At 47.3% G+C, this 15,925-nt stretch carries 14 protein-coding genes; 12 read left to right on the top strand and 2 right to left on the bottom strand.

The features are described from left to right. The first annotated feature begins 8 nt into the window (after positions 1-8). The 6 genes from EGV91_RS13250 to EGV91_RS13225 all read left to right on the top strand — a co-directional run bounded on the left by EGV91_RS13250 (position 9) and on the right by EGV91_RS13225 (position 7,740). Complete coding sequence (locus EGV91_RS13250; protein WP_135504489.1) at positions 9-1,622, top strand: YceG family protein; 1,614 nt, start codon at positions 9-11, stop codon at positions 1,620-1,622. 21 nt (positions 1,623-1,643) lie between these two features. After that, on the top strand, positions 1,644-2,726 hold the full coding sequence (locus EGV91_RS13245) for a toxic anion resistance protein (RefSeq protein WP_135504487.1): 1,083 nt from the start codon (positions 1,644-1,646) through the stop codon (positions 2,724-2,726). Positions 2,727-2,744: 18 nt separating this feature from the next. Then, a complete protein-coding gene (locus EGV91_RS13240; RefSeq protein ID WP_135504485.1) occupies positions 2,745-3,323 on the top strand; it encodes a TerD family protein in 579 nt (192 codons plus the stop codon). Between the two features lie 211 nt (positions 3,324-3,534). Beyond that, positions 3,535-4,701: a M20 metallopeptidase family protein gene (locus EGV91_RS13235; protein ID WP_241666189.1), complete on the top strand. Its 1,167-nt coding sequence runs from the start codon at positions 3,535-3,537 to the stop codon at positions 4,699-4,701. A 171-nt stretch (positions 4,702-4,872) separates the two neighbouring features. Beyond that, positions 4,873-6,402, top strand: coding sequence for an AbgT family transporter (locus EGV91_RS13230; protein WP_135504482.1), 1,530 nt, complete (start codon positions 4,873-4,875; stop codon positions 6,400-6,402). Positions 6,403-6,444: 42 nt separating this feature from the next. Beyond that, positions 6,445-7,740 carry an amidohydrolase gene (locus tag EGV91_RS13225; protein ID WP_135504481.1) on the top strand — a complete coding sequence of 432 codons (1,296 nt, stop codon included), beginning with the start codon at positions 6,445-6,447 and terminating at the stop codon, positions 7,738-7,740. Between the two features lie 61 nt (positions 7,741-7,801). Here the strand turns inward: EGV91_RS13225 and EGV91_RS13220 are convergent, their stop codons facing one another. Both EGV91_RS13220 and EGV91_RS13215 read right to left on the bottom strand, forming a co-directional pair. Beyond that, a complete protein-coding gene (locus EGV91_RS13220; RefSeq protein WP_135504479.1) occupies positions 7,802-9,064 on the bottom strand; it encodes a TRAP transporter large permease in 1,263 nt (420 codons plus the stop codon). Further along, positions 9,052-9,549, bottom strand: coding sequence for a TRAP transporter small permease (locus tag EGV91_RS13215; protein WP_135504477.1), 498 nt, complete (start codon positions 9,547-9,549; stop codon positions 9,052-9,054). Before EGV91_RS13215 ends, EGV91_RS13220 begins: the two co-directional genes overlap by 13 nt. A gap of 583 nt (positions 9,550-10,132) precedes the next feature. On the opposite strand from EGV91_RS13215, the gene EGV91_RS13210 reads away from it, so the two are divergent. From EGV91_RS13210 to EGV91_RS13185, 6 genes are all read left to right on the top strand, one after another. After that, positions 10,133-11,161, top strand: a complete 1,029-nt coding sequence (locus EGV91_RS13210) for a DctP family TRAP transporter solute-binding subunit (RefSeq protein WP_135504475.1) — start codon at positions 10,133-10,135, stop codon at positions 11,159-11,161. Between the two features lie 108 nt (positions 11,162-11,269). Continuing rightward, positions 11,270-11,650, top strand: a complete 381-nt coding sequence (gene pcaC / locus EGV91_RS13205; protein WP_206662877.1) for a 4-carboxymuconolactone decarboxylase — start codon at positions 11,270-11,272, stop codon at positions 11,648-11,650. 616 nt (positions 11,651-12,266) lie between these two features. Then, positions 12,267-13,193, top strand: a complete 927-nt coding sequence (locus EGV91_RS13200; protein ID WP_135504471.1) for a hydroxymethylglutaryl-CoA lyase — start codon at positions 12,267-12,269, stop codon at positions 13,191-13,193. A gap of 24 nt (positions 13,194-13,217) precedes the next feature. Next, positions 13,218-14,015, top strand: a complete 798-nt coding sequence (locus tag EGV91_RS13195; protein ID WP_241666188.1) for an enoyl-CoA hydratase/isomerase family protein — start codon at positions 13,218-13,220, stop codon at positions 14,013-14,015. A 5-nt stretch (positions 14,016-14,020) separates the two neighbouring features. Beyond that, positions 14,021-15,388, top strand: a complete 1,368-nt coding sequence (locus EGV91_RS13190; protein ID WP_135504469.1) for an MmgE/PrpD family protein — start codon at positions 14,021-14,023, stop codon at positions 15,386-15,388. 17 nt (positions 15,389-15,405) lie between these two features. Continuing rightward, positions 15,406-15,906, top strand: a complete 501-nt coding sequence (locus EGV91_RS13185; protein WP_135504467.1) for a PaaI family thioesterase — start codon at positions 15,406-15,408, stop codon at positions 15,904-15,906. The last annotated feature ends 19 nt before the right edge of the window (positions 15,907-15,925 follow it).

Below are 15,925 nucleotides of genomic sequence, written 5' to 3'. Positions count from 1 at the left end.
GGATTCCCATGGTTCAACTGCATCCGGTCCGCGTGAGAACGTGGGATCCGGAAAAACTGGGTGAATGGCTGGCTAAACCGCTGGTTGCGCATCCGGAAACGAAAGTGGAAGGCGAAACCATAACGTATCCACAGCTGCTGGGGCAATTTCTTGGCATGCCGCTGGATACTGATGATTATTTCGCAGCTATTTATGATTTGCTGGAAGGAGCGGATGGTCGGCTGATCCGCCTTTCAGGCAACTTGAATAAGCAGATTTCAGGAGAGCGTCTGCGCAGCCTTCAGGATTTATTCGAAATGAATAATAAGGAAAAGGGGCTGTCCCCTAGCCGCATCGTAGCCTTCCTGGATGGCAAGGGTTTGCTTCCCCGATTGAAGGACGCGGGCTTGAATCGGCGGATCCGCCTCATCATGATTGACGTGTTGAAGGAATTCCAGGAGCAGTCTGGCGGCAGCACGACGATTTCTTCTTTCCGGCGCGTGGCAACCGATCTCGTGAAATGGACGTTCAACCATGTGGAGCCGGAGCTGGATAAATTGGTGCTTGAAAAAGGTTTGCCTGGATTTTTATGGTACGGGGAAACGACAGAAAGCGAAAAATGGTTTATGAAATTCGCCGCGAAATTCGGCTTCCATCTGATTGTCTACGACCCTGAAGGCAAGCAATGGCTGGAAGATGCTCTCGGTGAGAAAGATCTGCCGTCGCATAGTTTCCAGATAACAGCCGATGAGGTGCCGCCTTTTCCGCTGGAACGGCCGGAGAGAGTTGGGACTGTCGCCTTCCGGGCAACGCAGGAAGTGGACCGGCTATTGCATCACGATGATTCAGGACTGTACAAACCTTTCCAATTCAAATCCTATACAACAAAGTCAGTGCGCTTGAAAACGACGATTGATGAAGCTTTTATATTGGCAAAAGAACGGGCGATGGTTCGGCCCTCATTCGCAGTAGAACGTGGAAGCGTCATCATTCCCGTCGTCTTTGCAAAAGTGATGGGCATTGAAAAAGACCGCAAGCGTTTTTGGGACAATATCCATGGCCTGGACGACCGTGATGACACGCTGCTGGTCCGCAGCTTCCCATTCATCGAAGAGCGGAAAGGCAATCAGCAATTCCATTACCGTGCAGCGCTGGGAAAAGACGGCCGCTTGGATCCGGAAAAGATGAAGACCGCCAATTGGTGGAAATACGGGCGTCTGCCGACAGGTTTGCAGACGGCGTTATGCGAAGCCATCGCGCGCCACGTCGAAAAACCGATGCTTTCCCCGCAATCGGGAGAGTCTCTGGAAGACTTGAAGCTGTACCAGTTTTCGCAATCGATGTCGCTGCCAGATCCGGTCATCAAACTGATCCAACAATTCGACTATCCGCAATTCGTCCCGACGCTCTTGTTTTATAATGAAGAAAAAGACGGTGAATTGAGCCGTGCAGATGCCAATGCGATCGCCTTGATCCACACTTTCGGATTGGATGTAATCATCATCAATCCGCAAGCGCATCAAGACATCGAACGGTGGATCGATGCGGATTTGATCGACACGCATTGGCTGGACGACAGAAGCTACGACGAACCATATAGAGAACCGTCCGTGGTGAAAAAGATGTTCAGAAAATGGCTTTAACCATAAAAGGAGGGAAAGTTGATGAACACGATGCCGAATCATATGGAAGAACAAGAACTAGCAATGCAGAACGAAAACGAACTGAAAGTTCAGCTGAAGAAAGACCCGGAAGTCCTGCAATTGGCTGCAAAAATCAATCCGAAAAACCAAATTGAATTATTGGAGTTTGGACGCGAGCCGGCAAATGAAATTTCGGCATTTACGGGCAAAGTCTTGAACACGGTCCAAGCGAACAGCATGGAAGAGTCCAGTGAGCTGCTGAAGCAACTCGGCAAAATCATGGACAAATTCGACAAAAAAGATTTTGTGGAGAAAAAAGGTTTTCTAAGCAAAATGTTCAATAAAGGCAATAAAGTGATCGAACAATTATTCAGCAAGTATCAAACGATGGGAACGGAAATTGATAAAGTCTACGTTGAAATCACGAAATACGAATCCGAAATGAAGAAATCCACTACAACGTTGGAAGAATTGTATGACAAGAACTTCCAGTATTTTATGGAGCTGGAAAAATACATCGCGGCAGGCGATGTAAAAATCGATGAACTGAAGCAGCAATTGCCGGGCGTCCAAGCCAAAGCAGAAAGCGGCAACCAAATGGCGCTGATGGAATTGAATTCATTGCAGAACGCCATCGAATTGCTGGAACAGCGCGTCTATGATCTGGAGATGGCGAAGCAGGTTTCCTACCAGTCAGCACCGCAGATCCGTATGCTGCAGCGCGGCAATACGAAGCTTATCGGAAAGATCAACTCCGCTTTCGTCACGACAATCCCTATTTTCAAAACAGGCTTGATCAATGCGATTGCCGCGAAACGCCAAAGTTTGGTTGCTGAAGGCATGAATGAACTTGACCGCCGAACAAACGAAATGCTGCTGAAAAATGCCAATGATATCTCACGCCAAAGCGTCGATATCGCACGCATGTCAGGCCAGCCGAGCATCAAGATTGAAACGATTGAGCAGACATGGGAGACGATTATGCAAGGCATGAATGAGACCCGTGCAATTGAAGATGAAAACCGTAAAATGCGCGAACAAGGGCGTTTGCGCATCGAAGAATTACAGAAGAAATACGAAGATACCCAGCGCAAAGCTACTTAATCTGAGGAGGAATTCAATATGACATCGATCAATTTGACTAAAGGCCAGAAAATCGATTTAACAAAGACCAATCCAGGATTAACGAAAGTCCTTGTCGGGCTTGGATGGGACACCAATAAATACAGCGGCGGAGGAGACTTCGACTTGGATGCGTCCATTTTCCTTGCAGCGGAAAACGGCAAATCACGTGGACCTGAAGATTTCATCTTCTACAATAACCTGACAGGCGGCAACGGATCAGTCGTCCATACCGGCGATAACTTGACAGGCGAAGGCGACGGCGACGATGAGCAAGTGATTGTGGACTTGCCGAACGTGCCTGCCGATGTCCATAAAGTGGTGTTCACGGTCACAATTCATGACGCGGAAAGCCGCGGACAGAATTTTGGCCAAGTATCAAACGCTTTTATCCGTGTAATGAACGAAAACAGCAACCAGGAAATCCTGCGCTATGACCTTGGTGAAGACTTCTCGATTGAAACAGCTTTAGTTGTCGGTGAACTTTACCGCCACGGCGCAGAGTGGAAATTCAACGCGATCGGCAGCGGTTATCAAGGTGGACTTGCCGCTTTGGTCAGCGATTTCGGATTAAATTAATCAAAGAGTTTTAACTAAAGGCTGTCCCGTAGGTCATAACACATGGCTTCGGGACAGCCTTTTTCAATTGGGTCTTCGGTCGCAGAGATTCGGGTTCCGAAATATAGGGAAGATGATGCAATATTTTATGAATTGGCATTATTCAACATCGCTTTTTCAATTTATGCTATTCTCGAAAAGAGAGTAATGCGATAAGGAAAGGATGAGTTGGATGATGGATATCGAACAGATCAAGGGAATTCGACGGGCTTTGCACCAGAATCCGGAGCTTGGCGGGGAAGAATGGGAGACGTCTAAACGTATTCAGCAAGAGCTTGAAAAGGCAGGGATCCCATTCAAAACCGGATTTGCGAAAACCGGTGTGCTCGGCATCATTGAAGGAGGCGCAGCTGGCGGCACGGTGGCGCTGCGTGCAGATATTGATGCATTGCCGATTTCCGAGAAAACGGCTGTCGACTTTAAATCCAAGACGGCAGGGAAAATGCATGCCTGCGGACACGATGCCCACACAGCCATGCTGCTTGGCACTGCGTTCAAACTGAAAGAAATGCAAGACCAGCTGACGGGGCGCGTGCTGCTGGTGTTTCAGCCGAATGAGGAATCGACGCCAATCGGCGGGGCGCGTCCGATGATGGAAGACGGTGTATTTGATGAGTTTAAGCCGGATGTCATTTTCGGGCAGCATGTGTGGCCGGATTTGCCAGTCGGCCAGATCGGCATACGTGACAAAGAAATGATGGCGGCTTCCGACCGGCTGATTTTTACGATCAAAGGGGCGGGCGGACACGCAAGCATGCCGCATCAAGGCAAAGATGCCATCGTCATCGCCGCGGAATTCATTTCTTCATTGCAGTCGATTGTCAGCCGCAATGTCAATCCACTGGAATCAGCGGTCTTAACACTCGGCACAATCAGCGGCGGCTATCGCTATAATGTCATCGCAGACCGGGTGGAATTGAACGGCACCGTCAGAACGTATAGCAGCAAAGCCAAAGAAACGGTGAAACGGAGAATCGACAGCCTCGTAAAAGGTTTTGCAGAAGCGTTTGAAACGGAAATCGATTATGAATACATTGAAGGCTATGACGCGACGGTCAATACGCCGGAATGGGCAGAGCTGATCCGCGGCCGCGCTGTTGAAACGCTGGGGGCAGAAGCGGTGCCGGCAGTAGATCCTTCTATGGCAGGTGAAGACTTTTCGCGCTTTTTGGCAGAGTATCCGGGAGCTTTCTACTGGCTGGGCTGTGCACGAGAAGGCGAAGAAAAATCGAAGCCGCTCCATGATCCGGAATTTTACTTCAACGAAGATGCCCTGGAAATCGGCATCAATACGATGGTCGATGTGACGGTTAACGCCTTGGAAAAACTGAAAAAATGATGGGCAGCTGGGCTCTGGCCTTTGCCTTTGCTGCTTGCAGAACCAAGCGGAAAAGAATAATTGAAAACAATTTTTATGCAGTTAAATTTAGAAAATGTTGAATAATGGCAGAATTGATGTATATAATATTGTTTAATTGAATAAAAATTCTTTTACTTCGGGAGGCGCAATATGAAGAAAACAGAAAAAAAGGCTGAAAAGACGGGTATTTTTATCCGCTTCTTGAACGCAATCGAAAAAATCGGAAACAAGCTGCCAGACCCATTCATGATCTTCGTGTATTTGGCCGTGGCCGTTATGGTCAGCTCATTTATTTTCAGTTTGTTTGATGCATCTGTTGTGCACCCGGGGACAGGCGAAACGCTTGCCATCCAGAATTTATTGTCCTGGGCTGGATTGGAATACATAATCACGTCGATGCTGACGAACTTCACGGGCTTTGCACCGCTTGGCACGGTCCTTGCCGTGATGCTGGGAATCGGCTTGGCGGAAAAAGTCGGATTATTGGAAATTGCCATTCGTAAAACGATCTTGAAAGCGCCGGCAGCATTGGTTACCTACGCAATCGCTTTTGTGGGGATCATGGGAAATATTGCATCAGATGCTGCACAAATCTTGATTCCGCCTCTTGCCGCGATGGTCTTTTATAAAATCGGACGCCATCCGCTTGCAGGGCTTGCCGTTGGTTTTGCCAGTGCCGGCGCAGGCTTCACCGCAAATTTATTGATTGTCGGAACGGATGCATTGCTTTCGGGTATTTCGACGGAAGCTGCCGCTATTTTGGACGATCAACTTATAGTGACGCCAGCCGATAACTGGTATTTCAATATGGTTTCTGTTTTTGTTTTGACGATTGTAGCAGGTTTGATTACAGAAAAAGTCATCGAACCGAAACTTGGCAAATATGTAGGGGATACGGTCATTGACGTAAGTGCCGAAGAACATCCCAAAGCGAATAAAGGCTTGCGCAATGCGGGGCTTGCTGCATTGGCTTACCTCGCTGTAATCGCGTTGCTCATCTTTTTGCCAGGGTCATCGCTCCGAAACGAAGATGGCGGATTGATTCCTTCGCCATTTCTGACAGGGATTGTGCCGGTGATCTTAGGGCTTTTCGTGGTCCTGGGTGTAGCCTACGGGAAAACTGTTGGAGTCATTAAAAATTCAAAGGATGCCGTCGGGTTTATGGCTGATTCCATTAAAGACATGTCCGGCTTTATCGTCTTGATATTTGCGGCCTCCCAGTTTATCGCCTACTTTACGTGGTCGAATATCGGAACGTGGATTGCGGTCAATGGCGCAGAATTACTGACGCAAATCAATTTCACGGGAATTTACCTCATTATCGGATATATTCTCTTTACCTCGATGCTGAACTTCTTGATTTCTTCCGGTTCTGCCAAATGGGCGCTGGAAGCACCGGTTTTCATACCATTGTTCATGCAGCTGGGCTATCATCCGGCATTTACGCAAATGGCTTACCGCATCGGGGATTCATCCACGAATATTGTGACGCCGCTGAATCCGTATTTTATCGTTGTTCTTTCCTTCATGCGTGAATACGATAAAAAAGCGGGAATGGGGACATTGATTTCATTGATGATTCCATATACGCTGTCGTTCTTGGTTGTATGGATTATCATGTTCCTGATTTTCTTCTATGCCGGCTTCCAATACGGACCAGGCATTACACCATTTTTGTAAGCAAGACGAACTGTAGACAGATGAAAAGGAGTAGATTCCATTATGGAAAAACTGGTTGGCGACGATTTACAGGAAGGCATGATCAAGTGGCGCAGGGATTTGCATAAGCATGCGGAATCGGGCTTTTTGGAAATGCGTACAGCATCGCTTGTGGCACCGTATTTAGAGTCACTCGGCTATGAATTGAAGTGGGCCAAAGACGTTATGAAAGCTGAAGAGCGCATGGGGGTTCCGTCAGAAGAAATTCTGGATGCCCATTATAGCTGGGCTGAACAAAATGGAGCAGATCTCGACTGGCTGCCGAAGTTCAAAGGCGGGATGACGGGAATTGTGGCGACGCTGCAAACCGACAAGCCCGGCCCAGTGCTTGCGTATCGCTTTGATATGGACGCGCTCGATATCCAGGAAGACATGGCAGAAGGGCATATGCCGTTTGAAAACGGCTTTGCTTCATTAAATGCCTCGAAAATGCACGCTTGCGGGCACGACGGGCATACATCGATCGGCCTCGGGTTGGCAAAAGCGTTGATGGACAATAAAGAAAAGTTGGCTGGAACGATCAAATTGATTTTCCAGCCGGCTGAAGAAGGGACGCGGGGCGCGAAGTCGATGGTGGAAGCGGGTGTCGTCGACGATGTGGACTTCTTCATCGCAATGCATCTGGGGACCGGCGTGCCGACAGGCGAATTCATCGCGGGCAATTCCGGTTTCCTGGCTACAACGAAATTGGATGTCGCGTTTAAAGGCGTAGCTTCGCACGCTGGCGGCAAACCGGAAGAAGGGCGCAACGCATTGACCGCTGCATCTTCTGCAGTTCTTGCGCTATACGGCATTCCGCGCCATTCTGCAGGGGCTTCACGCATCAATGTCGGCGTATTGGCTGCAGGTTCCGGCCGCAACATCATTGCGCCGCTGGCTGAGATGAAATTGGAAACGCGCGGTGAAACATCAGAAATCAATGATTACATCCGATCCCAGGCACTGGCTGTCTTGAACGGGGCAGCTGCGATGTACGGTGTTGAAGTGGAAGTGGACATCGTCGGTGAAGCGAAAAGCAGCATGCCGAGCAGCAAGCTGGTCGAAGATCTGGCGGCGATCGCCGAAGAATCTCCTTACTTCACTAAAGTGACAGCCTGGTCGACCGATGCGGCCGGATCTGAAGACGCTACTTATTACATGGAACGTGTGAAAGAGCTCGGCGGTTCGGCGACTTATTGCATCGTCGGCAGTGATTTGGCGGCAGGCCACCACAACGAGCGCTTCGACTTCGATGAAGCATCGATGCCGGCCGCTGTGGATGTACTGCTGCGCTCAGCATGGAATCTGAACAATAAATAAGGCATAAGAAAAAGACAGGGCAGCGGGCCCTGTCTTTTCTTATGTCTTGTAACTGCCGCGGTCACGTCAGGAATAACGAAAGCTGCGGGAAGACGATGACGATGATCAAAACGATAACGAATATCGCGAAAAATGGCACAACGCCCCTGATGACTTCTTCCACTTTCTCGCCGGTTATCCCACTGACAACAAAGAGATTGAGCCCAACCGGAGGGGTTATCATCCCAAGTTCCATATTGACAACCATGATGATTGCGAAATGGATGACATCAATTTCCAATGCAGTGATGATCGGCAAGAGAATCGGCAATGTAATCAAGATGATTGCTGTCGGTTCCAGGAACATGCCTAGGACGAAGAACAGTAAACTGATAATCAGCAAGAATGTCCATTTGTTAAAACCGCTGTCGCTGACCCATTGCGCAAAGCTTTGTGGAATCTGTTCCGTAGTGAGGAAAGTTCCGAGCACAAGTGCAGCTGCGATGATAAGGAAAATCATAGCTGTGGTGTTGATGGATTCGGTCAGAATGTTGCGGAACTGTTTTAAATTCAATTCACGGTAAACGAATATTGAAATGATCAACGAGTATAGAACCGCCAAGAACGAAGCTTCAGTCGGTGTAACGACACCGGTGTAAATGCTTCCCAAAATAAGAACCGGCATGATCAGACCCCAAAACGATTTAAGTGTCGGGCCCCATCTTTCGTTTAATGGAACTTTCGGCAAACCGCCATAGCCTTTTTTATGGGCAACGATCACGGCATAAATGATGAGAGCTAAACCAAGCACTAGGCCTGGCAAAATACCAGCGGAAAATAATCTTCCGGTAGATTGCTCAGAAACCGATCCGTACAAAATCAATGGAATAGAAGGCGGGATCAAAATTCCCAATGTTCCCGCCGATGCGACCAATCCCATGGAATATTTTTTATCGTATCCTGCTTTGACCATCATCGGAATCATGATGGCGCCAATTGCCGCAGCAGTGGCTGGGCTGGAACCGGAAATCGCTGCAAATATCATACACGTCAACACGGTTACGACTGATAGGCCGCCTTTTGTATGGCCCACCCAAACGCGTATAGCGTCAATCAAATACTTTGAAATTCCGCCTTGCGCCATGATCAAACCAGCAAATACGAATCCGGGGATGGCCATCAGCGTCGTACTGTTGACACCGGTAAACATCCGCTGAATGACGGTGTTCAGAGAAAAATCAACGAGGTACAAGCCGATGATGCTCGACATCGCCAAACTGATGGCAATCGGCACCCGCAATAAAGCAAAGAAGAATAATAAGCCAATGACAATTACTGCTTCCATAGAATATCCTCCCCGTGGGTAACGTCTTCTTTCTTAACGAAAAATTTATAAGCCTTTTCACAGAATCGGATAAACAGCAAAGTTCCGGCAATCGGCATGATCAAGTAGTTGATCCAGATCGGAAAGTTGAGATCGATGGTTTTGATTTGCTGTTCGTACGCGGTCATCACCATGTCCAGGCCAGTCCAGATAACGAAAACACTGAACGAGATGCCGACCACAAGAGTGAAGATTTGTGAAATTTTTCTGAAGGTCGGGCCTGCTCTGTCATAGATGATATCGATGGCAATATGCTTGTCTTCTTTCAAGGCAGTGGAAAATCCGATGAAAATTGCCCAAACCAGCATCATGGTATAAATTTCTGTTGCCCAGCTTTGAGATGCTCCTATCACATAACGCATGAATACCGAATACAAACTGATTCCAATTCCAGCTAAAAATAAAACAGCTGAGAAAGCGCTTTCAATCCAATCTAAGATTTTCATTTATTTTCCTCCTTATCCCGTTCATGTATTTTGGATACGAGATGTTAAATCAAATCATAATATAAGCGTTTTAGAATAACAAGACCAAATAGTAAAATTATTTAAAATATTTAAACGAGGCTTTGAATTTTTATAAAAGATTATCCAGCAATCTGCGGATCAAGGAAATTCAAAAAATGGATTGGAGGTCCCGCATAAAGCCAACAGATTGATTAGAGTAGTTATATTCTATAAAGAGCATCTCAAAGGGCTTTGTGCTTAAACTTTAATCTTTCCCAAAGTGCGAAAAATCTCTGCTCCACACAAAATCCAGCTTTTAAGTGTGGCCGAAAATATATAAATAATGAATAGAATATACAAAAACAACTATTAGAAAATTAAAATTTTTCTTTACAATGTGAATTTGCTGTGATAATTTGGGGTTGAGTTGTATCCAATAATCAAGAATGAGGGGCCCGACTCTAAAACAGCAATAAAAGTTCAATGAAAAGGGAGGCGTTAACGGTAAAATGAAAACCCTTTCAAAAAACGGAATAGGCTGGGGAGCAACAAAGCAAAACAAACATACAAGGGGGAAAAGTACATGAAGAAGGTAACATTATTGTTGTTTTTATTGATGGTCGGCTTTGTTTTGGCAGCTTGCGGAAGCGAGGAGTCGGGCGGCGGGTCGGAAAGCGCGGATGGGGTTCAGGAAACGACGATTAAATTTTCTCACGTAGTAGCTGAAAACACACCGAAGCACCAGGGTGCATTGGCGATGAAAGAGTATATTGAAGCAGAATCAGATGGCAAGATCACAGTTGAAATCTACCCGAACAGTTCTTTGTTCGGTGACCAAGATGAATACCAAAACTTAGTATCAAATAACGTACAATTCATTGCTCCCGATTTATCTAAATTCGTAGGGAACAATCCTCAATTCAACGTTCCTTCATTGCCGTTCCTGTTTGACAACGATGATGAAGCCATCGCTTTCTGGGATGGGGAAAAAGGAACGGAAATTTTGGGAAGCCTTGAAGCAGATGGCGTGCTTGGTTTGAAAATGTGGCCGAATGGCGGAAAACATGTAACGAATAACGAACGCGCAATCACTTCTCCAGCGGATTTTAAAGGATTGAAATTCCGTACACAAGGCGGACAAGTTTTAGAAGCTGTCTATTCAACTCTTGGAGCTGGTTCTGAATCGATTCCATTCAGCGAACTTTACACTGCATTGGACCAAGGCGTAGTTGATGGACAGGAAAATACATTCAGCAACATCGAATCGAAGAAGTTTGATGAAGTACAAGAATTCATGACAATTATGAACCATACACGTGTTGACTATGCGATCTTCACAAACACTGAATTCTGGGAAGGCATGAACGAAGAAACAAAAGCGATTGTTGAAGCTGGCGTTGAGGAAGGCACGAAAGTGGCACGTGAAGAAGCCCTAACGTTGAACGAAAAAGCTTTGGAATTGATCAAAGAACGCGGTGAAATCGAAATCACTGAATTGACTCCTGAACAAGTTGAAGAATTCAAAACGGCTTTGGAGCCAATCTATGAAGAGTTTGAAGAGGAAATTGGCGCTGATGTATATGAAGCGGCAAGAGAAGCTGCGGGAGAATAATGGAATTCATGCCACTATGGCTGGAATTGAAAAAGTTGGCTGTATCCATAGCCAGCTTTTTCACTTTATTGAAACCTTTCAAAATAACTTCAAGACAGGAGAATGAATGTGGATAAAGCAAGATTTGAAAAAGGTCTGGAAATTCGAAAAAGCGTTCTTGGCGCTGAATACGTCGAGAATTCAATCAATAATGCGACGGATTTCAATATGCCGATGCAGGAATTGGTGACGGAATATTGCTGGGGTGAAGTTTGGGGACGGCCAGGACTGGAAAGAAAAACAAGAAGTATCATCAACTTGGCGATGATCACAGCGCTCAATCGACCACATGAATTGAAGCTGCATGTCAGAGGCGCAATCAATAACGGCCTGACACGCGATGAAATCAAAGAAGTATTCCTGCAAACAGCGATTTACTGCGGCGTACCCGCAGCCATTGACAGTTTCCGCTCCGCAAAAGAAGTTTTTGACGAAATGGACAAAGAATAAGCCATTAAATCGGCTAATGAAAGCTCCGCCCAACCCGCACTTGGCTTCAGCACGCAGCAAATCCAAGTGCAGCAAGGCGGGTAAAAATTTTTGCCATTATTTTGGATACAAAATACAACTATATAAGTTGAACTAAAGAAGTAACTTAATAAAAATCGCTCCGGTCGCTTTGGGAAGGGCGAAGATTATTGTCTCTGCATCGCTACGCTAGCTTCGAGACATGAAAGAGCGTTGCTCCTGCGCAAGCTCGTCGCAAAGGCGTTGCCGGAAGTATCCGACACCACCTTGGCTCTTGCCAAAAGCCGAGAAGAACACTCGTCTTCTAGCTTCGCCTAGCCCCTTGACGCGCCTGCGCTAAGATATTTCTCGATATGGAGCAAAATAGCGGAGACGCCTGTGAAACTCTGTCCCTGCATCGCTGCGCTAGCTTCGGGACAAAGACACGGGCCTCGCTAGCTTCGTCCCATGTCTTGCCCGCGGCAAGCGTAGCTGTTTTGCGGAATATTGATTATGACTATTCATTAGTTCAACTTATATAAAAGCTTTGATTAACGGGCTGTAGCCGAAATAAAGCGGAAATTTTGATGGGGCATCAATATTTTAAAGGAGGGGCGCTATGCATTTTCCGCAGCGTGTGCAGATAAACGAAGTCGTGTTACGGGATGGGCTTCAATTGGAGGCGAAAATCGCCAGTCTTGAGGAAAAGAAAGCGTTGTTTAACGGGTTGGTCCAAGCGGGTGTCGAAACGATTGAATTCGGTTCGTTCGTCCACCCGAAGGCGGTCCCGCAAATGGCGAATAGCGGGGAATTATACGACCAGATTGCCGGGGATTCAGCCGATCCAGTATTGATTGCATTAATTCCGAACTTGAAAGGCGCCGAATTAGCAAGTTCCAAAGGTGTGGAACGAGTGAATTTCGTTTTTTCTGCGAGCAATACCCATAACCTGCAAAATGTGAACAAGACGACAGAGCAATCACTGAAAGAGCTGGAAGTGATCCACACTTTCTGCCAAACGAATGGAATAATCATGAATGTGTCGATTGCGACTTCATTCGGCTGCCCTTTTGAAGGTGAGGTACCTTCAAGTAGAATCCACGAGCTGGTCCATAAACTCATCGATCTGAAAATTGATATCGTCACTTTGGCCGATACGACAGGCATGGCGAATCCGCGTCAAGTATCCGACTTGCTGGAGAGCTTGAAAAAAGTTCATCCGGAACAGAAGTTCAATCTGCATTTCCATAATACAAGGGGGATGGGATTGGCCAACATCCTCGCTGCCCTCGAAGCGGGTGCGGACAGTTTTGACACATCGCTCGGCGGTCTCGGCGGCTGTCCATTTGCGCCTGGCGCGACGGGAAATGTCTGCACGGAAGACACGGTCCACATGCTTCACAGTATGGGCATTGAAACAGGTATTTCGTTGGAAGGGTTGATTGAAACTTCCCGCATGCTTGAAAAAGTGGTTGGCCACAATACGCCGAGCTATATTTTGAAGGCGGGGCCTTCAGACAAGAAGTATCCGGTACCGAATAACTAAATGATGAGAATTTGGAGGATGAACATGATGGCAGATTGGCAAACAATCAACGTAAAAGAAGACCATGCTTCGGAAAATGTATATATCCTAGAGTTGAATCGGCCAGAGTCGATGAATTCCCTGAACACCAAAATGGGCAGTGAACTGATTGAGTGCCTCAAGAAACTACAGGAAAAGCCGGGTTTGCGTGTTCTTGTTTTAACTGCTGCCGGGGAAAAAAGCTTTTGTGCTGGAGCGGATTTAAAAGAGCGGAAGGGCATGACAAATGAGCAATGGAAGAAACAGCATGATATTTTTGAGGAAGCTTACGCTTGCCTGCGGAATTTTCCATACCCAGTCATAGCGGCTGTCAATGGCTTTGCGCTGGGCGGCGGCATGGAAATGCTGTTGAGCTGTGATTTGCGCTACGCTTCAGAGCATGCGCAGATGGGTCTTCCAGAAGTGAAGCTCGGCATCATTCCAGGAGTTGGCGGAACCCAATTGCTGCCGCGTGCAATTCCAGTCGGGCTGGCAAAGGAATTTCTTTTTAGAGGCAATAAGATTCCAGCTCACAAAGCGTTTGAAGCGGGCATTCTGAACGGTGTGGTGCCAAAAGAGGAATTGCTGGAAGCGACGCTGTCGATTGCCAAAGAAATAGCTGCAAATGCGCCGCTGTCGCTGAAAGCGTTGAAAAAAGCGGTTAATACTGGACTTGAAACCGATTTGAATACAGCGTTAGTGATCGAATTGGACCAATATTATAAATGCGCGAATTCAGCTGACCGCCAGGAAGGGATTTTGGCTTTTAATGAAAAACGGAAAGCAAACTGGCAAGGGAGATGACTTGAATGCAGGATGTGAAAAAAGGACAGGCACTTGAACTGAGCAAAAAGCTGGCGGCATACAGTACAGCGCTGACATACGATGAATTGCCTGCGGAAGTAGTGGAATTTACAAAGCTCTGCATATTGGATTATTTCGGGTCGGCGATTGCCGGTTCCGGAAAAGCACCCGTCCGAATGATTGCGGAACTAGCCGATGAAATGGGCGGGAAAGATCAGGCACGCCTGTTCACTGGCGGAAAATCATCGGTTTTGAATGCAGCTATGGTCAACGGTGCGGCTAGCCACATTGTGGAACTCGATGATATTCATAAAGGTTCGATTATCCATGCGGCCACTGTCGTCATCCCGGCGGCGCTGGCAATTGCGGAATGGAAGAGATTATCGGGGGAAGACTTGATCACCGCGGTAGTTGCAGGCTATGAAGTCTGTTTCCGGATTGGTGAAGCGGTATCGCCTTCGCATTATTATTACTGGCACAATACAGCGACTTGCGGAACATTCGGCTCAGCAATTGCCGCAGCAAAATTGCTGGGCTTGGATGAAGAGCAGACAATCGCGGCTCTTGGCAATGCCGGGACGCAAGCGGCAGGGCTTTGGGAATTTATCGAAGACGGCGCGATGTCGAAACAGCTCCATACGGCGAAAGCTTCGATGAACGGCGTACTCGCAGCTTTATTGGCCCAAAAAGGTTTTACCGGCCCCCGCAAGATTCTTGAAGGCGATCGCGGCTTTTTCAAAGCGATGAGCGAGGAATATGACGAAACGCGCATTACAGAAGGCTTGGGCCAACAATTCAAAATCATGGAGAATTCATTTAAAATTCATGCATCCTGCCGCCACACGCACCATGCAGTCGACATGCTCATCGACATTTTCAAGGAGCGCAAGCCGTCACTGGAAGAGATTGATTCGGTGAAGGTTGAATCCTATCAAGTGGCATTGAACATCACCGACGATGCAGATCCGCAAACCGAATATGCGGCAAAGTTCAGTCTTCAGTTCTGCTCGGCTTTGGCCCTATTAAAAGGCAGTGCCAGTTTGGCGGATTTCAATGAACAATCGCTGTGGGACGAAGAAGTGCGCGCGCTGATGAAAAAAGTGGAAGTTATTACGGAACCTGGCATCGATGCCAGCTACCCGAAAAAATGGGGAGCGGCAGTGGAAGTTGTGTTCAAAGGGGGCGATTCGGTCAAAATGGCAACCGAATATCCGAAAGGCGATCCGGAAAACGCGGTAACTGCACAAGAGTTGTACGATAAATTCATCGGCATGGCAAGTGATTTTCCAGCTGAAAAGAGAGAGCGAATCGCAAAGAAATTAGTGGATTTGGAAAAAGTACAGAACATCGAAGAGCTGATGGACAATTTGTAGGTGAAGAGGGCGAGCATATGGCTGACAACAATCGCGGACGGTTAGATGAACTGCAAAAAGAGCTGGCCGCGCTGGATCAAAAAGAATTGGATGAAGTGGCGTATGTGTTATCGCTATATGGCGAATCTTCGCGTGTCTCACGCCCGGACATTGTGCCGATGCATTTTCTCGGACGATTCCTCGGCATCGAGCAGCATTCTGATGGGACAGCGGAGATGAAACTTGGCGCGCAGAACGAAAATACGTATGGCGTCGCGCAAGGAGGAGCAGTATACACCTTGGCAGACGTCGCAATCGGCTTCAGCATCCTGAAAACTTTGGAAGAAGGTGAAAAAGTTTTCACGCTGGAGCTGAAAGTGAATTTTATTGAAAAAGGGAAGGGTGCACACCTGCTGGCAGTTCCAGTCATTTTGCGGCGTGGACGCAGTACCGTCGCGGCAGAATGTACGATTACAGACAACAATGGGACGCTTGTAGCGAAGGCGCTTGGGACATTTTATATTTCAGGAAGAAAGTGATCTTGGAAGGAGGGACCTG

Source organism: Planococcus koreensis, assembly GCF_004761975.1.
GTDB classification, from domain to species: domain Bacteria; phylum Bacillota; class Bacilli; order Bacillales_A; family Planococcaceae; genus Planococcus; species Planococcus koreensis.
Note: the sequence above shows the minus strand (reverse complement) of the source record. Positions and strands in the feature narration are given on the sequence as shown.